This window comes from Rhodomicrobium vannielii ATCC 17100 (genome assembly GCF_000166055.1).
Lineage (GTDB): Bacteria > Pseudomonadota > Alphaproteobacteria > Rhizobiales > Rhodomicrobiaceae > Rhodomicrobium > Rhodomicrobium vannielii.
Window position 1 is genome coordinate 1,986,541 of the sequence record NC_014664.1, and the last position, 21,154, is coordinate 2,007,694.

Genomic DNA, 21,154 nt, shown 5'->3' on the forward strand with positions numbered 1-21,154 from the left:
CCCGCCTCAGTCTTCGCTCAATGTGAATGCCCGCGCCCTTCGCGAAGCCTTATCGATAATGACGACGTCTCGCCCTTGGACCGATTGCACCGCGAGACGTCCCTGCGCTCCAAACGGCTCATCGAGAGCGACCGTCTTGAGAGACGGACCTTCGCGCAGGAGGATAGTTATGGTGTCGGAGCGCCGGACGAGGCCCATCACCTGGACGCCAGAAAAGCTGTCGGGCTCGTCCGCTCTCGCCATCACAGGATCCGGTGCGATTGGAAGGACGACCTGCGGCGGCGCCTCGGTCTCGCCATTGAAGCTCACAAATGCAAACAGATCGCGGATACCCGCCCTATGTGCAGCGCTAGCGTAGAGCCCGATTTCAGGAAGCGTGTCGCTCGGAACAGCTTCGGCAATACCAGCCCGCTGGACCTCATTTTCCTCAGTTTCGAGCCAAAGATAGCCGGCAAATGCACCCAACGCGACGAGCCCATACGCGGCATAACGGAGACGCTCGCCCATACTCAACGCCATGTCTTTCGGCCCCTGTTCGACTGAAGTCACCCGCGGTCAGCACTCACCAACTCCCTGCGATCCGTGAATCACTAGGGGTAAGGACTTTGACAGGCGCCAGTCCCCCACCGTCGCCAAAGCGCGTACAACGGTCTTGGACAGGCGAAGCAGACGCTATCCGAAACCTAGCCGCTCTATCGTGACAGGTTCGTGAACCTTACGCGACGCTGACATCCTGAGCCAAATCCTGTTGCGCGAATGTCGCGACATCATCAGGGAGGCAAGCTCATTTCGGTTGCTGAAGCGGGCGAAAACTTGTCCCACCTGGAAAGTCCGACCGAAGGAATGTACGAAGTCGTCAGCGGCACAGTGTGCGCCTCACGTGCGTCGATACCGCTGAACTGCATGATGGGCGGCGCCCCATCCCGATCGAGGCGGGATGAATCTCCATCTCGCAGCATGTTTATCGAGAGGAGCACGAAGGACAAGCTCTCGCCTCATAAGAGCCGGTACGACTTCAGTACGACACGCTTTTCGATGAGCGTTATAAGAGTTTGTTATAGATGGACTTTTAAGACAACGCGGTCCAATCCATCATGGGTGCAGTGCAAAATTTCCATTGATTATCAGTCACTTGCACTCCCTGTTCGTCCAGTCCTCCGATGATCGCATCACCCGCGCAATTCTAACATACGGATAGGTGGCCGATCACGGGGGACAAAACCGCGTTTGCCGCGGCGTGTCAAATTGCGTTGTGACAGTCGCCGCCAAAGCGCGCATTGCCCCCGGGCCAGCATTTTATATTGGCGCCGCCCGATGCAGCGACGACATCACCTCAAAACCGGATCATGACTTGAGCGCGTCCGTAGTCGGAGTCTGAACCTCTCGCACCATCCGTGCCTTTGGCCGCGCTGATGTAATCGCCCGCGAAGACGTGCGCGTAGACCGCCTCGATCTTGACGAAGGTATTCACGTCCCATTCGAGTTGCAGTTCCGCTATCTCGGCAACGCTACGGGCGGTCGATCCGGCAGTTAATATGGTGCCCGGCGGCCCATAGACGGAATCGGCGACGGTATCCTTCCAGACCCAGTTCCAGTTCACTTCGATGAAGATGTCGTGCGGAAGCTGAAACTGTAGGTAGGGCGAGATGTTGATCGCGTTCGAAAGGCCGATGAGCGACATTTCCGCGATCTCGCTTGCGGCAGGGTAAGGCGCTGCGAAGGTGCGAAAGGTTCCGTCATTGAGGTTTCTATCGCCGGTGCCGTAATGGGTGCGGAAGCCGAACCGCGGCTTGATTTCCGATTCCTTCGGGATCCCGACGAGGCTTCCGACGCCGCTGCTGATGTCGCTGTTGAAGCCGAAGGCGGAGATGTCGGCGGTGCCGAATGTGCCGAACTGATAGGCGCCCTCGACCGCGTATTTCATCGGCCCGATGTCGCCCGACACGCGCGAGCCGAGCGTCCATCGTTCTTCGCGCGCGGTGCCTCGGGCATAGCGCACACTCTCCTGTTCGCGATCCATCAGGTATGTTTCCACCGTGAAGGGCGCGCCGAGGGGCTTTTTGGCGATCGCGTAGACGCCCTTGAACGTCTCGATCTCGGATGTCGTATCGTCGAACCAGCCCTTGTCGATGATAACGGGTTTTGCGTCGAAAGCCCTGACCGTAAGGCCCCCGTTTACATATTCCACGAGCGCACCGTCGAAAGTGCGGCGAATATTGGTCGGGTCGCGCACAGCGAGCCAACGCGTCGGGCCCAGCCAGAGCTCCTGCCGACCAAGCCTGATTGTCAGCGTACCCTGGTCGGCGGATGGCAGGATGAAGTCCGCGAAGCCCTGCCTGAGGTCGAGACCGCTCTGATCGTAGGCGCGCGTTGTAACGCGACCGTCCTCAGTCGATGCATCCACCTGCATGAAGGCACGGAAGTTCTTTGAAAGATGCACATCCGTGTGGAGCATGATCCGCTCCTGATTGGAGGCGAAGTCTTTCTGTCGGGCGTTCAGATCGAACAGATAGGGCGCGAAGGTGTCGAGCCGGTAGCGGATCTCACCGCCGAAACTGATATAGTTATCGGGCGAGCCGAACAGCGGCATGTATTTGAGTTGTTCGTAGCCGGTGAGCGGCTCGTCCTTTTTTGCCAGCCAGGAGTAATCTTCCTTCCAGCGGTAGAACTTGAACTCGATCTCTTCCTTGCTACCAACTGATGATGCGCTGCCCTCGGCCTCGGCGCGCGCCGTCGCGAGAATCATCGCGCAAGACGTACAGAGCAGGAACAAACACGCCCAGCCGCGAACCCACAAAGCCCGCGCTCGACGCGGTGCTCGAAAATGCCCACCCATTGCTTTCCCCCGGCCCGGCCCGCACTTCCGCGGGGCGCGGACGACTGCCCAGTCGCTGCTTTTTTTTCCGAGTTGCGCCTATTGTTTTGCCCAAAGCGCAACGAGAAATTCGTTCTAAGCCAGATCGTTGAACGCCGTCATGTAGCTTTTCGGCTAGAGATTCGCGCCAATGGATGCGCCGCTCGCGACGCCTCATCCCAAACCGGGTTCAACCGCCGGACTGCCATCTGGATCTCCTCTAACGTGTGTCTTTCCGGTTTCGCTAGTTCGCAAAAGCGTAAGCGAAGCGTTAGCTGCTCGCCAACCCTATTGACTAATAATATTTCAATAGCGATCATACAAACGAATTTTTCGATCCGGTTCTCGGTGTTTTGTTTCAGGAGTTTGTATCTATTTTTCCGATAGTTTCAATAACCAGTGCGGGTCGGGCATCTCAGGGCGATTATTGAAGAGGGCAGAGGGAATGAAGCTGAGGATAGCGGCAGCCGCAGTTGCGGCGCTAGGGGCAGGCGCTTTTGAGGCGCGGGCCGGTTCGATAACGCAGCCGGGCGAGACGGTAGGCCTCGCGCTAGGCGCACCCCTGCCGGAGGGGGTATATTTTCTCAACACAGGCAGTGTTGGCGGTTTTCGAGCAGTGGGCGACGATGCCACGCTCGGTGTGAATATTCCTGTGCTGGCGTGGTCGACGCCATGGCAGGTGGCCGGCGGCCGCATCGAGGCCTACGCAGCCGCGCCGTTCGTCGGCTACAGCCTGGCCAATGATACGGATCATTTCGACATCTATAATCCGTTCTTCACGGCCGGCATCGCATGGGATCTCGGCGGCAACTGGGGCTTCAGCACCTTTGTCGGCGCTTACGGCCCGGTCGACAACGAACTCGGACAGAATATGTGGGTGTTCAACAGCCGTTCGGCGTTGAGCTACACCGGTAATAACTGGAACCTGACTGCTCATGTCATCATTGGTCTGACCGGCGAGGATGAAAATGCTGGCGTCAGGACACATCCCGACTATGTCAACCTCGACCTGACTGCGGTCAAGGTCATCGACAAGTGGCAGGTGGGTCTCGTTGGCTTCGGCTCGTGGGATACGAGCGGCACTTTCTACACAGACAAGAAGCAGTCTCAGTTCGCGCTGGGCGGTCTCGTTGGCTACGATTTCGGGAAGTTCACGCTGCAAACCTACGTGACGCATGATGTCTGGACGGAAAACTATGAGACCGAGGAAACGCGCGGCTGGCTGCGCCTCATCCTTCCGGTTTGGTCCGCGCCGCAGGCAGAACCTGTCACCTACAAGCGCTAACCTCGAAACGGGCGGCATCGTCTTCGAATATTATAGCCTTTTCACCGAAAGGACGAAGATCTTCGACCTTTGGGCAATATCAGCGACTATACAGCCGCCATAGAGTTAAACAGCCTTCACATCAAGTGAAGGGAAATAAGAAAATTGGGGAGGGACGCCGGTCGTCACAACATCGGCAGTCTTGCATCGGCGTTCATTTTGTAGGGCGCGAGCGCTGCTTCTCGCCCAGCAGCCCCATTGCCTTTGGATAGTGAAACGACCAGGAGACTCACTGCATGAAATTGCCTCGTTTTAAATCTGCGGTGGCGGCTGCGGGCTTGCTCGCCGCCCTTGCCGGGGCCGTGCCGACCTTGGCCGGTCCGGTTACATGGGATGAGATCGCCAACGACGACAAAACGCCGGGCGATGTCCTGAGCTACGGTCTCGGCCTCAAGGCCCAGCGCTTTAGCAAACTGGACAAGATCACCACGGATAACGTCGGCGCCCTGATCCCGGTGTGGAGCTTTTCATTCGGTGGCGAGAAGCAGCGCGGACAGGAAGGCCAAGCGCTGGTTCATGACGGTGTGATCTATATCACCGCGTCATACTCGCGTATATTTGCTGTCGACGCGAAGACCGGCAAGCGGCTATGGGAATACAATTACCGACTGCCCGATGATATCCGCCCGTGTTGCGACGTGGTCAATCGCGGTCCGGCTATCTACGGCGACAAGGTTTTCTTCGGCACGCTCGATGCTGGCATCGTGGCGCTGAACAAGGACACCGGCAAGCTCGTCTGGAAGAAGAAGTTCGGCGATCACACGGTCGGCTACACCATGACCGGTGCACCTTTCATCGTGAAGGACCAGAAGAGCGGCAAGGTGCTGCTCATCCATGGGTCTTCGGGTGACGAGTTTGGCGTCGTCGGCTGGCTGTTCGCCCGCGATCCCGATACGGGCGAAGAGGTGTGGGCGCGTCCGCTGGTCGAGGGACATCTCGGACGTCTCGGCGGCAAGGAATCGACCCCAACCGGCGATCCGAAGGCGCCTTCCTGGCCACGCGACAAGGACGGCAATCTCGTTGAGGCCTGGAACCACGGCGGCGGCGCTCCGTGGCAGACGGCCAGCTTCGATGTTGACACCAACACCATTGTGATCGGCGCGGGTAACCCAGCTCCGTGGAACACATGGAAGCGCACCAAGGAAGGCGACGATCCGAAGAACTGGGACAGCCTGTTCACCTCGGGCCAGGCCTATGTCGACGCCTCGACGGGCGAACTCAAGGGCTTCTTCCAGCACACGCCGAACGATGCCTGGGACTTCTCCGGCAACAACTCGATCATCCTGTTCGACTATCAGGACGCGAACGGCAAAACGGTGAAGGCCTCGGCGCATGCCGACCGCAACGGCTTCTTCTTCGTCACGGATCGCGAGAAGCTGGCGACCGGCGCGGGCTACCCGAACAAGCCAACGGCGTTGATTGGCGCCTGGCCATTCGTTGACGGCATCACCTGGGCTTCCGGCTTCGATCTCAAGACGGGCCGTCCGATTGAAAAGGACAATCGCCCACCGCTGCCAAAGGGCGACGCGCAGAAGGGCGAAAGCATCTACGTCTCTCCGCCCTTCCTTGGCGGCACCAACTGGATGCCGATGTCCTACAGCCCACAGACCGGTCTGTTCTACATTCCGGCGAACCATTGGGCTATGGACTACTGGACCGAGCATCTGACCTATAAGGCTGGTGCGGCGTATTTGGGCCAGGGCTTCCGCATCAAGCGCGTCTACGACGATCATGTGGGCATCTTGCGCGCCATCGATCCGAAGACTGGTAAGATCGCTTGGGAACACAAGGAGAAATTCCCGCTTTGGGGCGGAACGCTGACGACTGGCGGCGGCCTTCTGTTCACCGGAACGTCCGATGGCTTCGTCAAGGCGTTCGACGCGAAGAACGGCAAGGAACTCTGGAAGTTCCAGACCGGCTCGGGCGTCGTCTCCATCCCGATCACCTGGGAAATGGACGGCGAGCAATATCTCGGCATCCAGTCCGGCTATGGCGGCGCGGTTCCGCTGTGGGGCGGGGATATGGCCGAGCTGACGAAGCAGGTCACGCAGGGCGGCTCCATGTGGGTGTTCAAGCTCGCCAATTTCGGAAAACAGGCGAGCAAGTAGTTCTGCCTCGCTGAAAGGCATAAACCGGCCTTGACGCCGCCCGGACAGTCCCCGGCGGCGTCTCATTGCCGGCTAACCTCTGAATGCATGGCGCGGAGGCATGCCTTCCGCGCTTCCCGCAACCGTCAGTCGGTCCCCCGAATTGGCGTCCGACACGAGGAAAGCATGACCTTTCGATTTCCGAACAAAAAACTACGCTGGTATTTGGCTGGCATCGCGTTGGGGAGCCTGCTAGCCACAGCTTCGTCGCTGTCGGTGCATGCCGACGACGCCGACGAAGATTCCCTTGTCAAGAACGGCTGCGGAATGTGGCCACACGCTCAGTGTCAAGGGGTTGATCTACGGCACGCAGATCTCTCTGGCAAAAATCTTGCCGGTGCCGATTTTTCGGGAGCAAAGCTTGCGCGGGCGGATCTGCGCGGAGCGAACATTGCGGGCGCAAACTTCGACAATGCCGACCTCACGGCGGCCCGTATGAGCAAGATTACCGCGCCCACCGCAACTTTTCGTAATGCTCGGCTTGTCGGTGCGGATCTGGAATTCGCCCGCCTGTTTCGCGCCGATTTTTCGGGCGCCGATCTGACGGCAGCCAATCTGGAGGCGGCTCGGACCAATTTCGCTTGGTTCGTCGGTGCCAAGTTGGTCGATGCCAATTTGCAGGAAACGAAGTTCTTCACGGTGAACTTCAAGGACGCGGATTTGACCGGCTCTTACCGACGCTTCACCATTTTTCCTGAGTCCTTTTTCGAGGGCTGCAGAGGGTGTCCGGAGGATTGGAAATGAGGCGATTGTTTTTCTTCGGCTTCACATTTCTGGCAGGACTGTCCACAGTTCAGGCTCAGGAAGCGGCCAACCGGCCTAGCGTGGACGCGTCACAGCTCACGCCGTTGGGCACCGAGTGGCGGCGCGTGAACCCGTACCGCGGCAACGCTGGCGCGATCGAGATCGGTGGACAGGCATTCGCCCAAACTTGCGCTCGCTGCCACGGACCGGAAGCGAACGCAACCGGGCATCCAGCGCCCGATCTTCGCCGCATGGATGTCGCCTGCAGACGCATCAAGACCCCCGAAATCAAGGCGAAGTGCGTCGCCGACAACGACGTTTTCTTCAGCAACAGCGCGCGCAAGGGAAAGACCATCGTCGGCGTCGTTCATATGCCCGCTTGGGAGCCGGTGCTGGGGCAAGAACTGATCTGGGCCATTCGTTCTTACATCGAGACGCGTCCGCTCACGCGCCTTGAGCCGAACCCATCCGAAACGATGGCGGCGCACTAGTGGTCCGATTCCGACATTCGCATCCGTTGGCAGCACCTCGTGAGCAAATGTCGGAATCACAAGGACCACTAGCAACTTGATGATTTTAGTGGAGCTTTTGAATTTGACATTTGAGCGAGAGCTCGCTGCAACCGGGCCTCAAATGTCAAATTCGCTCCACTAGGTTTACCCAGTTTGATGAAGGCGAGTTGCAAATACTTCCTGCTACCGCACGCCGTTCAGCGCTCCTTCACCGGTTCAGTCGCTGTCTGAACAACGAAAAACTCATCGACATTGATCGAGCGTGAACTGAAGTTTCCCTTCCCCGGCAGCGCTGGAGTGAGGTGGCAAGCGATGTTGAACTACAAACGTCCGGCGGCGCGCCTCCAACCCAAGGCAGGAGGCGCGCCGACGATCTAAGGCATGGTCATCTCTCTGAAAATACGTAAGGATTTCGTGCGCCCGCGACGCCGAGCAGCTTCGACTACTCCTCGTGGACCGTTTCCAGCCACGCCCGGATGCTCCACATCGCTTCCTGGCTGAGGATACCCTCGAATTTCGGCATATAAACGCGGCCATCGCGAGTCGAGCCCCCGCGAATGCGCGTCAAGAACCACTCATCGCCATCGAGGCCGGCTGGCAGGTAGCGCAAGTCCGGTGCAATGCCACCCGAGACCGCTCCGAGACCATGGCAGCGAGCGCAGTTCTGATTGAAGGCCGCAGCGCCGATCTCGATGGCCTTCGGATTGCTGCGATAGGGATTTTCGGGCAGCCATGCCTCGCCGAGTTTTGGCAAGTCTTTGGTGTCGACTGGCTGGGGAGCCATGTCACCATGCGCTAGTGCTGTGCCTGTCGCGGCCGCGAGGAGAAGGGCGGCACCGCCCAGGATCGTCTTCAGCGTTTTCATCGTCTCAGGGCTCTCGCAGATTAAGTCGCGTGTTTGGTGTCAATACTACGATAGGTATGGCTCCGGCATATTCAGCCATTTGCGCAAATACCTGACAAAGGCGTGCATCTATTGAGATGCTGCGCCAGATCGCCTTGATGTCGCAAACCGCTCTATTTGAACGGGTTGGGCGAATGCATGTTAGCTCGGGCTTAGTCAGCGTAGTGACGCCGAGCTAATCATCGGATCGGTTGGTCTTCTGGCGAGCTGCGTCTGACGCAGGCTTGAGAGCAGATAACATCAGTTGAGGTAGTAGCCCACGCCTACGATGTAATCGCCCACGCGGCGGATGAACGACCGCTTGTGCTCCACCTTGTTTTCGGCACGGTTGAGCCAAACGTAATCCACCTCGCCTGATCCTGCTGACTGGGCAATATTAATCATTTCGCGGACCAATTCCTTGCCTTCGGCGTCTTTCATTGCAAGAACATCCGTGCCTGTAAGGGCAGGATTTGCACCCGAGGCCATGTATCGGCCCTTCATGTCGAAGACAAAGACATAAAGTTCTCGAGCAACGAACCCACCATTGGCCCGATCATTGAAGGCGGCGAAAGCGCGCTGCGGTCCTTCGCGCTCAACAAAGCTGACAGCGCGATCAAGAAGAACCTGCGCCTGAGCCGGTCCCATGTTGTCGGACTGCGCCTTGAGGTAAGCGAGAAGATAATCTTGCTCCGCCCTGTCGTTAATGGCGACATGTCGCATCCGCGTTCCCGGTACGAGCTTCGTATTGTCCGAGATCCACTTCCTTAGCGTTTCCTCATTCCAGACCAGCCCGGATGACTTCAAGCCGTCGGAATAAACGAACGTCGGGAGCGACGCGGCCGGCCGCCCCACAATCCCATGCAAATTCGGCCCAAAACCGAGCTTGCCTGGGTCAACTGAATGACAAGCCTGGCAGCGGTGAAACACCTGCCGTCCGGCGATTTCCTCTACCGTCTCCGCCCCCGCGATATTCGCGGATCCGAGGACGCCGACGATCGCCAGAATCGCACCGCTTTGACGTCTCATCTGTTTGATATCCCTCCAAAAACCACTGGGCCCAAGCTAGCATGCTGCCAGCTATTCGACCTAGTGGCCCGATTCCGACATTTGCATCCGTTCGCAGCACCTCGTGACCGGGACTCAAATGTCAAATTCGCTCCACTAGGTTGCGTGCAAGCCGCCACGACGTTGGCATCTTCCGGGTCTTCCCCCAGAACGCCCACGCTCACGAGGCAAGCCCCGACCAGCTCATCGTGGACGAGCTGCAGACTTCTGAGAATGTCGGCACCATGCGCCGCTCCGCCGAGCTTTTTGAGAGCCGGGGCGGAGCAGCCATTGCGTTTATCAGAAGAAGCCGAGCGCCTTGGGGCTGTAGCTGACGAGCAGGTTCTTCGTCTGCTGATAGTGGTCGAGCATCATGTGATGGGTCTCGCGGCCGATGCCCGACTGCTTGTAACCGCCGAAGGCCGCATGCGCGGGGTAAAGGTGGTAGCAGTTGGTCCACACGCGGCCCGCCTTGATGCCGCGGCCGAAGCGATAGGCGCGGTTGCCGTCGCGCGTCCACACGCCCGCGCCGAGGCCGTAGACGGTGTCGTTGGCGAGATGCAGCGCGTCCGCCTCGTCCTTGAAGGTGGTCAGCGCCACGACCGGGCCGAAGATCTCCTCCTGGAAGATGCGCATGCTGTTGTTGCCCTCGAACACGGTCGGGCGGACGTAGAAGCCCGTGTCGAGTTCGCCGCCGAGATACGCCCGCTCACCGCCAATGAGGCACTTGGCGCCTTCCTCAAGCCCGATGTTGACGTAGGACAGGATCTTGTGGAGCTGCTCCTGCGAGGCCTGAGCGCCGATCATCGTGTCGGTGTCGAGCGGGTTGCCCTGCTTGATGGACGCGACGCGGGCTAGCGCGCGGTCGACGAAACGATCCCGCAGGCTTTCCTGTACGAGCGCGCGGCTGGGGCAGGTGCAGACTTCGCCCTGGTTCAGCGCGAACATCACGAAGCCCTCGATGGCCTTGTCGAAGAATTCGTCATCGGCGGCGGCGACATCGTCGAAGAAGATGTTCGGGGATTTGCCGCCGAGTTCGAGCGTTACCGGGATGAGGTTCTGCGACGCGTATTGCATGATGAGGCGGCCGGTAGACGTCTCGCCGGTGAACGCGATCTTGGCGATGCGCGGGCTCGACGCGAGCGGCTTGCCCGCTTCGAGGCCGAAGCCGTTGACGATGTTCAGCACGCCCTTCGGCAACAGGTCGCCGATGATTTCCGCCCAGACGAGGATGCCGATGGGCGTCTGCTCGGCGGGCTTCAGCACGACGCAGTTGCCGGCGGCGAGCGCGGGGGCCAGCTTCCACGCGGCCATCAGGATGGGAAAGTTCCACGGGATGATCTGGCCGACGACGCCGAGCGGCTCCTGGAAATGATAGGCGACGGTGTCCTCGTCGACCTGGCCGAGCGTGCCTTCCTGCGCGCGGATGCACGACGCGAAATAGCGGAAATGGTCGATGGCGAGCGGGATGTCGGCGGCGAGCGTTTCGCGGATCGGCTTGCCATTGTCCACGCTTTCGGCATAGGCGAGCTTTTCGAGGTTCTGCTCCATGCGGTCGGCGATGCGGTTCAGGATCAGCGAGCGCTCGGCGACGGAGGTGTGGCCCCATCTCTCGGCGGCGGCGTGGGCGGCATCGAGCGCGAGTTCGATGTCTTCGGCCTGCGAGCGGGCAACCTGCGCGAAGGGCTTGCCGGTAATCGGCGTGACGCTTTCGAAATACTGGCCGCCAAGCGGCGAGCGCCATTCGCCGCCGATGAAATTGTCGTAGCGCTCCTTGAAGGTGACGATGGCTCCGGGCGTGCCGGGTGCGGCGTAAATCATGGTGTCCTCCCAATGCGTTTCGCAGAGAGGCCGTCTGGCGGGCCTCATGGAGCTGATTTAGCACGGGGCGTGCCAGACTCCCAAGTTATTGAAATATATACGTATCGGGATATTCGCGCACTCGAGTCGGGCTGTCCTGTTTCGTAACGCTGTCCCAAAACGGGACAGCGCATGGAGGACAGGACAATGCAGTGAAGAACGCTGATTTGCGGCGGGACATTCCGAAAACAGCCCTGGAGGGCCCATAGCCCCGGTTGTTCCACTTTCGCAGTAAGTCTCTGTTTTGAATTGAGCGACTAGGCGCCGCATTAAAAGCCCCCAGGCAACTCAACCCCTTTTGGTGAAAACCGTCGCCGCTTCGTGGCATGCCGGCCACCGCGTGCTATATCTGTTCCATGGCAACGAGTCTGAACATAGCGGCGGCCATCGCCGCATCGAACGCGCTGGCGCCCGAGCCGCCCTATCTCCAAGGTCTGAACGCCGAGCAGCGCGAAGCCGTCGAACGTCTCGACGGGCCGGTGCTGGTGCTCGCGGGCGCGGGCACGGGCAAGACGCGCGTGCTTACCACGCGCATGGCGCATCTTCTGTGGACGCATCGCGCGCGGCCGAACGAAATCCTCGCCGTCACCTTCACCAACAAGGCGGCGCGCGAAATGAAGGAGCGCGTCGGCAAGCTTGTCGGCGGCGCGGTGGAGGGCATGCCGTGGCTCGGCACTTTCCACTCCATCGGTATGCGCATCCTGCGGCGCCACGCGGAGCTTGTCGGCCTCTCGCAGAATTTCACGATCCTCGACGTTGACGACCAGATCCGGCTCATCAAGCAGATCATCCAGGCGGAGCGGCTGGACGACAAGCGCTGGCCCGCGCGGCAACTCGCGGGGCTGATCGACGGCTGGAAGAACAAGGGCCTCGTGCCGGAGAAGGTGCCAGCGGGCGACGCGTTTTCCTTCGCGAACGGGCGCGGCATCGAGCTTTACGCGGCCTATCAGAAGCGGCTCAAGGATTTGAACGCCGTCGATTTCGGCGATTTGCTGCTCGAAAACATTCGCCTGTTTCAGAATAACCCGGATGTGCTGAAGCAATACCACCGCTGGTTCACCTACATCATGGTGGACGAGTATCAGGATACCAACGTCGCGCAGTATCTCTGGCTGCGCCTTCTCGCGCAGGGCAGCCGCAACATCTGCTGCGTCGGCGACGACGACCAGTCCATCTACGGCTGGCGCGGCGCGGAAGTGGACAACATCCTGCGCTTCGAGCAGGACTTTCCCGGCGCGCATGTCATCCGCCTCGAACAGAACTATCGCTCCACGCCGCACATCCTCGGCGCGGCTTCGAAGCTCATCGCGAACAATGCTGGCCGTCTCGGCAAGACGCTGCGTACCGGCATCGATGGCGCGGACATGGGCGAAAAGCTCGCTGTGCGCGGCATCTGGGACGATGACGAAGAGGCACGCCTCGCCGCCGAGGACATCGACCGCTTCCGCCGCGAGGGCATTGCGCTGAACGACATCGCGATCCTCGTCCGCGCGAGCTTTCAGATGCGTGCCTTTGAAGACCGCTTCGTGACGATGGGCATGCCGTACCGCGTCATCGGCGGCCCGCGCTTCTACGAGCGGCAGGAAATCAAGGACGCCATCGCCTATCTCGAAGTGCTGCAAAATCCGGCGGCCGATCTCCGCTTCGAGCGCATCGTGAACGTGCCGAAGCGCGGGCTCGGCGAACAGGCCGTGCAAACCATCTTTGGCCATGCGCGCGCCGAGGGGCTGAGCCTGTTCCACGCCGCGCGGCAGATCACCGAGACGGAGGAGTTGAAGCCCGCGGCGCGCCGGTCGCTGCGCGCGCTAACCGATTGCTTCGAGCGCTGGCGCAGCCTCATGGGCGCGATGCCCCACACGGAGCTTGCCGAACTGATCCTCGACGAGTCCGGCTACACCGAGATGTGGCAGAAGGACAAGTCTCCGCAGGCGCAGACTCGGCTCGAAAACCTGAAGGAACTCATTCGCTTCATGGATCAGTTCGACAACCTGGCTGCGTTTCTGGAGCACGTTTCCCTCGTGATGGACGCCGATCAGGCCGCCGATGGCGACCGCGTCAGCCTCATGACGCTGCACGGGGCGAAGGGCCTCGAATTCGGCGTGGTGTTCCTGCCCGGCTGGGAGGAGGGGCTGTTCCCGCATCAGCGCGCGCTCGACGAGAACGGGCAGGAGGGGCTGGAGGAGGAGCGCCGCCTCGCCTATGTCGGCATCACGCGTGCGAAGCGGCGGCTTACCATCAGCTTCGCGCAGAACCGGCGCGTGCACGGCTCATGGCAGTCGGCGCTGCCGTCGCGCTTCCTCGATGAACTTGCGGTCGAGCATGCCGAACTCAAGATTGAGAGCGGCGGCTATGGTTACGGGCGGTTTGGTGCGGCGAATGGGGGCTACGGCGCGAGCCGGTTCGACGAGCCCGAGGTTTCGCCATTCGATTACGAGGAGCGCGGCACGCCCGGCTGGAAGCGCGCGCAGACGAACTGGCGGAGCGAGGGCGCGGCGAAAAATCGTCAGCGGCCCGTCCCGCGCGAGATCGACGGCGAGCTCGTGGCGAAGAGCGTCGCCGAGGTGTGCGCGTTCTCGGTCGGCCAGCGCATTTTCCACCAGAAGTTCGGCTATGGCCGCGTGGCCGAGATCGAGGGCAACAAACTCACCGTGGATTTCGAGAAGGCCGGACAGAAGAAGGTTGTCGCCAGTTTCGTGGAGGCGGTTTAGCAAGCGAGGCCTCTCGCAAGGCCCCGCTTTCTCTCGTAACGTCGCGCATCTTCTGAGGAACGCAAGGAAAGCCGTTCGGGCAGGATCAATCTGCCGGATTTCGCTCTCTTAATTCGCGCGCCGCCGCGACCATGTTGGCGATAGCCGGGCGTACCTCCTCCCAGCGGCGCGTTTTCAGCCCGCAGTCCGGGTTGACCCAGAGCTGGCCGTCCGCTAGCCGCTCGCGTGCGAGTTTCAGAAGCGTCGTCATTTCCTCCACGGCAGGCACGCGCGGCGAATGGATGTCGTACACGCCGGGCCCGATCTCGTTCGGATATTTGAAGCTTTTGAACGCATCCAGCAGTTCCATTTTCGAGCGCGACGTTTCGATGGAGATCACGTCGGCATCCATGGCCGCAATGGCGTCGATGATGTCGTTGAACTCCGAGTAGCACATATGCGTGTGGATCTGCGTCTCGTTGGCGACGCCCGACGACGCGAGCCGGAACGCCGTAATCGCCCAGCCGAGATAGGTCTTCCAGTCAGCGCGACGCAGCGGCAGCCCCTCGCGAAGCGCGGCCTCGTCGATCTGGATCATCGGCGCGCCGGCCTTTTCAAGATCCGCCACCTCGTCGCGGATAGCGAGCGCGATCTGGCGGCAGGCGACGCTTCTCGGCACGTCATCACGCACGAACGACCAGTTGAGGATTGTGACCGGCCCTGTCAGCATGCCCTTCATCGGCCGGTCGGTCTGCGACTGCGCGTAGTGCCACCAGCCGACCGTCATCGGTTCGGGGCGCGATACATCGCCGTAGAGAATCGGCGGGCGAACGCAGCGCGAGCCGTAGGAGTGCACCCAGCCGTTCTTCGTGAACGCGAAGCCGGAGAGCTTCTCACCGAAATATTGCACCATGTCGTTGCGCTCGAACTCGCCATGAACGAGCACGTCAAGGCCAACTTCCTCCTGCCAGCGGATCGTGCGCGTGGTTTCCTCGCGGAGGAACGCATCGTATTCGGCATCCGTCAGCGCGCCCTTGGCGTGGGCGGCGCGCGCCTTGCGCACCTCGGCCGTCTGCGGGAATGAGCCGATGGTTGTCGTCGGGAACAGCGGCAGGCCGAAGCGGCGGCGTTGAAGCGCGGCGCGTTCGGGGTACGGCGAACGGCGGAGCGCCATCTCCGGCGTCACGGCTGCGAGCCGCTGGCTGACGGCGGCGTCGTGAACCTTGGGCGATGCGCGCCGCGCGGCGAGCGCTGCGGATGCGGCTTCGAGCGCGGGCGCGACCGACGCGCGCCCCTCGGATAGCGCGCGGCCGAGCGTCGAAAGCTCGCCCATCTTCTGCACACCGAAAGCGAGCCAGCTTTTCACATCGGCGTCGAGATCGCGCTCAAGCTCCAGATCGACCGGCGTATGCAGCAGCGAGCACGACGGCGCGAGTTGGACGTGATCGGTGCCGCGCTTCGCCACCACGGGCTCAAGCCGGTCGAGGATCGCGGCGAGGTTCGCACGCCAGACGTTGCGGCCGTCGATGACACCCAGCGACAGCACGAGGCCGCGCGGCGCTTTCGCCAGCACATCGTCGAGTTGGCCGGACCCGCGCACGAGATCGACATGCAGCCCCGCCACAGGGAGCGAAAGCGCCGTGTCCAGATTGTCGCCGAGCGTGCCGAAATAGGTGGCGAGCATGATCTTGAGGCTCGGCAGCGCGTCGGCGAAGCGGCGGTAGGTCTTCCGAAGGGCATCGCGCGTTGCGTCGTCGAGATCGAGCACGAGGCACGGCTCATCGATCTGCACCCACTCGGCGCCGTTGGCGGCAAAGCGGCGCAGCACGTCGAGATAGACGGGGAGCAGCGCGTCGAGAAGGGTAAGCGGATCGAGCGTTGGATCCTTGCTCTTGCCGAGCTTGAGGAACGTCACTGGCCCGAGCAGCACGGGCCGCGTCTCAAAGCCCAGATGTTGCGCCTCGCGATATTCGTCAACGGCCTTCAGCGAGGCCAGCGTGAAGCGTTGACCCGCTGTGAACTCCGGCACCATGTAGTGATAATTCGTGTCGAACCACTTCGTCATTTCCTGCGCGGGCGCGCCGCCTGCACTGCCCTCGCCATGCGCGCCGCGCGCCATCGCGAAATAGGTGCCGAGGGTAACGCCGCCGGTCTTCCAGCCGTAGACCTCGGGGATTGCGCCGACCATGACGCTTGTGTCGAGCACCTGATCGTAAAAGGAAAAGTCGTTCGACGGGATCACCGTCACACCCGCCGCCTTCTGGCGCGCCCAATTGTCGGCGCGAAGCCGGGCCGCCGTCTCGCGCAGCTCCTTCTCGCCGATCTTGTGCGCCCAGTAGGCTTCGAGCGCGGTTTTCAACTCGCGGCGCGGACCGATGCGCGGCGTGCCGAGCGTTGCGATTTTTATGCTGGAAGACACGTTCTAACCCCATTGCGTTGGGGCAAGGCTGTGATGGGACGCGCGCGAACGCCGCCAGTCGGCGGGCCGCAACCGCTCCATCGGGACACCCCGCCCGAGGACTTCGATTTCGTCGCGGCAGGTCTCCTGGCTTGCGGGTCAGCGCTCCGGCCCGTCTTCCCGAAGCGGATGCTTCAGTGACATGGTTGGGCCGGAACTCGCCGCTTACAGTTGCGGGGGCAGCACCGGACTTGCACCGGCTTCCCTCTTGGCATCGGGCTATGCGCCCGAAGACCGCGACAATGATGAGTGTGATCGAGATCGACGTCGCCGTCAATCTCGATATAACGACATCTTTATATGCCGATGCCGTTCTATGTTTGCGGCAGCACCGTCCGCACGATGGACGCGTCGAGCGCCTCGTAGCGGGCGAGGCCGATGGTGTCGTAAAGCTCGGCGCGCGTCTGCATATCGGGCAGCATCGCCTCCGTGCTGCCGTCACGCGCGAGCGTGGCATAAAGCTTCGCCTGCGCCTTGTTCGCGACACGAAGCGACGAGACGGGCCAGATGACCATGGCGTAGCCCCAGGCCTCGAACTCGGCGGCCGTATAATGCGGCGTACGGCCGAACTCGGTCATGTTGGCCAGCAGCGGCACGCCGGGGAGACGCCGCGCGAACTCCTGGAACATGGCGGCGCTCGTCAGCGCTTCGGGGAAGATCGCATCCGCGCCCGCCTCGACATAAAGCCGGGCCCGCGCCACTGCCGCGTCGATCCCCTCGCTCGCGGCGGCATCCGTGCGGGCCACGATGACGAGATGGCGGCGCGCTTTCGCAGCGGCGGCCACCTTCGCGGCCATGTCGCGCGCATCGGCAAGCTTCTTGTCGTTGAGGTGCCCGCACTTCTTCGGCAGAAGCTGGTCCTCGATATGCACCGCGCCCGCGCCCGCATCCTCGAAGGTGCGGACCATGTGCATGACGTTCAGCGCCTCGCCGTAGCCCGTGTCGCCATCGACGAGCAACGGCAGTCCGCTGGACCGGGCGATTTGCCGGATGAAGAACGCCACCTCATCCACCGTGATGATGCCAAGGTCGGGCAGCCCCATGGAAGCCGTCATCGCCGCGCCCGAGAGATAGAGCGCATCGAAACCCGCCGCCTTTGCCTGAAGCGCCGCCATGCCATTATGCGCGCCGGGAAGCTTCAGAATGCCGCGACGCTCCAGCAGTTCGCGGAAGCGGAAGCCCGCCGTCTGGTCCGGCAGGTCGAAACCGTTGAGATAAGGCATGTCCGCTCCTTACGCCGCACGCGCGGAAGACGATGCAGGCGCGCGCCCGCGATCTTCCAGCGGCACGAACGCCACGTTTTCCGGCCCGACATAGTTCGCGGACGGACGGATGATCTTGTTGTCCTGCCGCTGCTCGATGATATGGGCAGCCCAGCCGCTCGTGCGCGCGATGACGAAGAGCGGCGTGAACATCGCCGTTGGCACGCCCATCTGGTGGTACGAGACGGCGCTGAACCAGTCGAGGTTCGGGAACATGCGCTTCGTCTCGGCCATCACGCTTTCGATGCGCTCGGCGATCTCGAACATCTTCGTCGCGCCGACCTCGCGGGAGAGCCGCCGCGCGACCTCCTTGATGACCTTGTTGCGCGGATCGGCGACCGTGTAGACCGGATGGCCGAAGCCGATCACCACCTCTTTCGCCTCGACGCGGCGGCGGATATCGGCTTCCGCTTCGTCGGCGGAATTGTAGCGCTTCTGAATTTCGAAGGCCGCCTCGTTCGCCCCGCCATGCTTTGGCCCGCGCAGCGCGCCGATCGCGCCCGTGACCGCCGAATACAGATCCGAGCCCGTGCTCGCGATGGAGCGCGCGGTGAAGGTGGACGCGTTGAACTCATGCTCGGCATAAAGGATCAGCGAAGTATGCATCGCGCGGACGTGGCTTTCGCGCGGACGCTCGCCGTGCAGCAAGTGCAGGAAGTGCCCGCCGATGGAATCGTCGTCGGTGTGCACGTCGATGCGGCGGCCGTTATGCGCGAAGTGATGCCAGTAGAGCAGCATCGAGCCGAGCGAAGCCAGGAGCCGGTCGGCCACATCGCGCGCAGCGGGGTGGTTGTGGTCGGCCGGCTCCGGCAGCACGCAGCCGAGCGCCGAGACGCCAGACCGCAGTACGTCCATGGGATGCGATGCGGCGGGCAGCGCTTCGAGCGCGGTGCGAACCGCCGAGGGAAGGCCGCGAAGGGCCTTGAGCTTCGTCTTGTAGGCGTGAAGCTCGGTCGGCGTCGGCAGCGCGCCGTGAATGAGGAGATGCGCGATCTCCTCGAACTCGCAGGTCTCGGCCACGTCGAGAATGTCGTAGCCGCGATAGTGCAGGTCGTTGCCGGTGCGGCCCACGGTGCAAAGCGCGGTATTGCCCGCGATGATGCCGGAAAGCGCGACCGACTTCTTCGGCTTTGGCCCGGCGGCCTTCGTTGCGTCCTGTAGCATGGTGTCCTCCCTAAGCGCCGACGACGGTGCAGCGGCCCGTCTCGCGCGATGTGCCGTTCCATTCGAAAAGGCCGGTCGTCCGCCCGGCGCCGAGCGCGGCGGGATCGACGGTGAAGTTGAGGCCGAGAAGTTCGTCGCCGCGCAGCCGTTCGAGCCGGTCCACGGTTTCGAGGAAGCGCTGCTGCTCGGCGGGCGAGACGATGCCTGCGGAAAGCGTGAGGAACTTCTCGATATATTGCGGGCGGGCGAAGGGGCGCGCGCCGAGCGGGTTAGCGTCGGCGATGGCAAGCTCGTCATCGATCACGCGACCATCGCGCAGGGTGACGACGACGCGGCCGCCGAACGCCTTTTCCTTCGGGTCGCGGCTGTGATAGCGACGCGTCCATTCCGCGTCTTCGACGGTGGAAATCTTGTGCCAGAGCGCGACCGTCTCCGGCCGCTGCGCGCGCTCCGGCGCATAGGAATTAACGTGGTGCCAGCCGCCGTCTTCCAGCGCGACGGCGAAGATGTACATGATCGAATGGTCGAGCGTTTCGCGGCTCGCATTCGGGTCCATCTTCTGCGGGTCGTTCGCGCCCGTGCCGATCACGTAATGAGTGTGATGGCTCGTGTGGATCACGACGCTTTCGATGGCCGCGAGATCGCCGATCTTGTCGCGCATGCGCCGCGCGAGGTCGATCAGCGCCTGGCTCTGATATTCGGCCGAATATTCCTTGGTGTAGGTGTCGAGAATGGCGCGCTTCGGCTCGCCCTTTTCCGGCAACGGCACGGTGTATTCCGCCTTGGGGCCGGAGAGCAGCCACGCGATGAAACCGTCCTCGCCTTCCCATGCGGGCGACGGCGCACCTTCACCGCGCATCGCGCGATCCACGGCCTCGACCGCCATCTTGCCCGCGAACGCTGGCGCGTAAGCCTTCCAGCTCGAAATCTCGCCCTTGCGAGACTGGCGAGTCGTCGTCGTCACGTGCAGCGCCTGTTGGACGGCCTGCCAGATCGTCTCGGTCGGAAGACCAAGCGCCGCGCCGATGCCCGCCGCAGCCGACGGCCCGAGATGGGCGATATGGTCGATCTTGTGCTCGTGCAAGCAGATGCCCTTCACGAGATTGACCTGAATTTCGTAGCCCGCCGCGAGGCCGCGCACGAGCGCTTCGCCCGAAAGCCCGCAATGCTGCGCGACAGCGAGGATCGGCGGGATGTTGTCGCCCGGATGCGAATAGTCGGCGGCAAGGAACGTGTCGTGGAAATCGAGTTCCCGCACGGCGACACCGTTGGCCCATGCGGCCCATTCCGGCGAAAAGCGGCGATGTGAGGCGATGCCGAACACGCCGGCGCCGGGCTTGAAGGGATGGGCGAGCGCCTGATTGCGGGCATTGGCCACCGGGCGGCGCGCGAGCGAAGCGGCAGCGACGGCGGCGTTATCGATGATGCGGTTGCCGATCATCTCGACCACGGTTGGCTCAACCGCAACCTGGTCGGCGGCGACTTCGGCGATTTTCCACGCGAGCTGTTCGGCGCGGGGCAGAGGCTCGGCGGATTTGTATGTGCGGACGGTATGCGACTTCACGGGGCAGGTTCCTCTCTTGGCGGCGGCTGGAAGTTGGATCTGGAAATCAGGGGCGGAACGCCGTGGGGCGCCCGGCTTCGTCGACAGCGACCATCTCGAACGAGCCACGCACGGCGAGGCGGCGCTCGCCCGAAAGCAGCTTCTCGGCGACCATGTCGACGTTGACGGTCATGGATGCGCGGCCGACACGCACGACGCGGGCGGAGAGCTCGACGAGTTCGCCGACCTTCACGGGCACGTGGAATTCCACCTTGTCGGATGTGGCCATCACCACGGCGCGGCGCGCGCGCCTTGTGGCAGCGACGAAGGCCGCCTTGCCCATAAGGTTCAGCGCATTGCCGCCGAACAGCGTGCCGTAGTGGTTCGCCTGCTCGGGGAAGACCATCTCCACAAAGGTGGTCGTCGCCTCGGTGGCGGCTTCATCGATAAGGGTTTGCATTCGAGCGCCCGGGGTTCGTTTCGGCTTCACAATATCCGCAACGATGAACGTGTCGTAAGGGCTGAAAATGTGGATGTTTGCGAAGGCTTCGCCGCAAATCTGCGAGCTTTGCGAATTTGCGGTTTTCGCAAACGGCGGGGGTCGCAAGCGGCAATGTTGCCCATTCCCCGCTGTTCACACGTTTGAATGAATTTTGTAGCTCCGCTCGT

General features: G+C 62.0%; 15 protein-coding genes and 1 riboswitch. Of the genes, 5 read left to right on the plus strand and 10 right to left on the minus strand.

The window, feature by feature from the left end:
- Positions 1 to 6: 6 nt before the first annotated feature.
- Both RVAN_RS09150 and RVAN_RS09155 read right to left on the minus strand, forming a co-directional pair.
- Positions 7 to 519, minus strand: coding sequence for a hypothetical protein (locus tag RVAN_RS09150; protein ID WP_013419451.1), 513 nt, complete (start codon positions 517 to 519; stop codon positions 7 to 9).
- Between the two features lie 814 nt (positions 520 to 1,333).
- A complete protein-coding gene (locus RVAN_RS09155; RefSeq protein ID WP_013419452.1) occupies positions 1,334 to 2,746 on the minus strand; it encodes an alginate export family protein in 1,413 nt (470 codons plus the stop codon).
- A 553-nt stretch (positions 2,747 to 3,299) separates the two neighbouring features.
- Between RVAN_RS09155 and RVAN_RS09160 the strand changes: the two genes are divergently transcribed.
- From RVAN_RS09160 to RVAN_RS09175, 4 genes are all read left to right on the plus strand, one after another.
- Positions 3,300 to 4,139 carry a transporter gene (locus tag RVAN_RS09160; RefSeq protein WP_013419453.1) on the plus strand — a complete coding sequence of 280 codons (840 nt, stop codon included), beginning with the start codon at positions 3,300 to 3,302 and terminating at the stop codon, positions 4,137 to 4,139.
- Between the two features lie 275 nt (positions 4,140 to 4,414).
- Entirely contained in the window at positions 4,415 to 6,286 is a 1,872-nt protein-coding gene (locus tag RVAN_RS09165; protein ID WP_013419454.1) for a methanol/ethanol family PQQ-dependent dehydrogenase, read from the plus strand.
- Positions 6,287 to 6,451: 165 nt separating this feature from the next.
- Positions 6,452 to 7,069, plus strand: a complete 618-nt coding sequence (locus RVAN_RS09170; protein ID WP_013419455.1) for a pentapeptide repeat-containing protein — start codon at positions 6,452 to 6,454, stop codon at positions 7,067 to 7,069.
- Positions 7,066 to 7,560 carry a c-type cytochrome gene (locus RVAN_RS09175; RefSeq protein WP_013419456.1) on the plus strand — a complete coding sequence of 165 codons (495 nt, stop codon included), beginning with the start codon at positions 7,066 to 7,068 and terminating at the stop codon, positions 7,558 to 7,560. Before RVAN_RS09170 ends, RVAN_RS09175 begins: the two co-directional genes overlap by 4 nt.
- 463 nt (positions 7,561 to 8,023) lie before the next feature.
- Here RVAN_RS09175 and pedF read toward each other — a convergent pair whose 3' ends face one another.
- The 3 genes from pedF to adh all read right to left on the minus strand — a co-directional run bounded on the left by pedF (position 8,024) and on the right by adh (position 11,332).
- A complete protein-coding gene (pedF, locus tag RVAN_RS09180) occupies positions 8,024 to 8,446 on the minus strand; it encodes a cytochrome c-550 PedF (protein WP_013419457.1) in 423 nt (140 codons plus the stop codon).
- Positions 8,447 to 8,725: 279 nt separating this feature from the next.
- Complete coding sequence (locus tag RVAN_RS09185) at positions 8,726 to 9,493, minus strand: cache domain-containing protein (RefSeq protein WP_013419458.1); 768 nt, start codon at positions 9,491 to 9,493, stop codon at positions 8,726 to 8,728.
- 318 nt (positions 9,494 to 9,811) lie between these two features.
- Complete coding sequence (gene adh, locus RVAN_RS09190) at positions 9,812 to 11,332, minus strand: aldehyde dehydrogenase (RefSeq protein WP_013419459.1); 1,521 nt, start codon at positions 11,330 to 11,332, stop codon at positions 9,812 to 9,814.
- Positions 11,333 to 11,727: 395 nt separating this feature from the next.
- On the opposite strand from adh, the gene RVAN_RS09195 reads away from it, so the two are divergent.
- The gene (locus RVAN_RS09195) at positions 11,728 to 14,079 is read left to right on the plus strand and encodes an ATP-dependent helicase (RefSeq protein WP_041787421.1); all 2,352 of its coding nucleotides are present in this window, start codon (positions 11,728 to 11,730) and stop codon (positions 14,077 to 14,079) included.
- Positions 14,080 to 14,164: 85 nt separating this feature from the next.
- On the opposite strand, the gene metE is transcribed toward RVAN_RS09195, so the two are convergent.
- The 5 genes from metE to RVAN_RS09220 all read right to left on the minus strand — a co-directional run bounded on the left by metE (position 14,165) and on the right by RVAN_RS09220 (position 20,945).
- A complete protein-coding gene (metE, locus tag RVAN_RS09200) occupies positions 14,165 to 16,477 on the minus strand; it encodes a 5-methyltetrahydropteroyltriglutamate--homocysteine S-methyltransferase (protein WP_013419461.1) in 2,313 nt (770 codons plus the stop codon).
- Between the two features lie 99 nt (positions 16,478 to 16,576).
- A riboswitch (cobalamin riboswitch) is annotated at positions 16,577 to 16,770 on the minus strand.
- Positions 16,771 to 16,830: 60 nt separating this feature from the next.
- The gene (gene prpB, locus RVAN_RS09205) at positions 16,831 to 17,739 is read right to left on the minus strand and encodes a methylisocitrate lyase (protein WP_013419462.1); all 909 of its coding nucleotides are present in this window, start codon (positions 17,737 to 17,739) and stop codon (positions 16,831 to 16,833) included.
- 9 nt (positions 17,740 to 17,748) lie between these two features.
- Complete coding sequence (gene prpC, locus RVAN_RS09210; protein ID WP_013419463.1) at positions 17,749 to 18,942, minus strand: bifunctional 2-methylcitrate synthase/citrate synthase; 1,194 nt, start codon at positions 18,940 to 18,942, stop codon at positions 17,749 to 17,751.
- Between the two features lie 10 nt (positions 18,943 to 18,952).
- Positions 18,953 to 20,506: an MmgE/PrpD family protein gene (locus RVAN_RS09215; RefSeq protein WP_013419464.1), complete on the minus strand. Its 1,554-nt coding sequence runs from the start codon at positions 20,504 to 20,506 to the stop codon at positions 18,953 to 18,955.
- Positions 20,507 to 20,552: 46 nt separating this feature from the next.
- On the minus strand, positions 20,553 to 20,945 hold the full coding sequence (locus RVAN_RS09220; protein ID WP_013419465.1) for an acyl-CoA thioesterase: 393 nt from the start codon (positions 20,943 to 20,945) through the stop codon (positions 20,553 to 20,555).
- Positions 20,946 to 21,154: the final 209 nt, after the last annotated feature.

Bases quoted from the DNA above. Each gene is read 5' to 3' on its own strand.
- RVAN_RS09165 (WP_013419454.1), top strand. From the start codon at position 4,415: ATGAAATTGCCTCGTTTTAAATCTGCGGTGGCGGCTGCGGGCTTGCTC.
- adh (WP_013419459.1), bottom strand. From the start codon at position 11,332: ATGATTTACGCCGCACCCGGCACGCCCGGAGCCATCGTCACCTTCAAG.
- RVAN_RS09150 (WP_013419451.1), bottom strand. From the start codon at position 519: ATGGCGTTGAGTATGGGCGAGCGTCTCCGTTATGCCGCGTATGGGCTC.
- RVAN_RS09155 (WP_013419452.1), bottom strand. From the start codon at position 2,746: ATGATTCTCGCGACGGCGCGCGCCGAGGCCGAGGGCAGCGCATCATCA.
- prpC (WP_013419463.1), bottom strand. From the start codon at position 18,942: ATGCTACAGGACGCAACGAAGGCCGCCGGGCCAAAGCCGAAGAAGTCG.
- RVAN_RS09185 (WP_013419458.1), bottom strand. From the start codon at position 9,493: ATGAGACGTCAAAGCGGTGCGATTCTGGCGATCGTCGGCGTCCTCGGA.
- prpB (WP_013419462.1), bottom strand. From the start codon at position 17,739: ATGCCTTATCTCAACGGTTTCGACCTGCCGGACCAGACGGCGGGCTTC.
- RVAN_RS09195 (WP_041787421.1), top strand. From the start codon at position 11,728: ATGGCAACGAGTCTGAACATAGCGGCGGCCATCGCCGCATCGAACGCG.
- pedF (WP_013419457.1), bottom strand. From the start codon at position 8,446: ATGAAAACGCTGAAGACGATCCTGGGCGGTGCCGCCCTTCTCCTCGCG.
- RVAN_RS09220 (WP_013419465.1), bottom strand. From the start codon at position 20,945: ATGCAAACCCTTATCGATGAAGCCGCCACCGAGGCGACGACCACCTTT.
- RVAN_RS09170 (WP_013419455.1), top strand. From the start codon at position 6,452: ATGACCTTTCGATTTCCGAACAAAAAACTACGCTGGTATTTGGCTGGC.
- RVAN_RS09160 (WP_013419453.1), top strand. From the start codon at position 3,300: ATGAAGCTGAGGATAGCGGCAGCCGCAGTTGCGGCGCTAGGGGCAGGC.
- RVAN_RS09175 (WP_013419456.1), top strand. From the start codon at position 7,066: ATGAGGCGATTGTTTTTCTTCGGCTTCACATTTCTGGCAGGACTGTCC.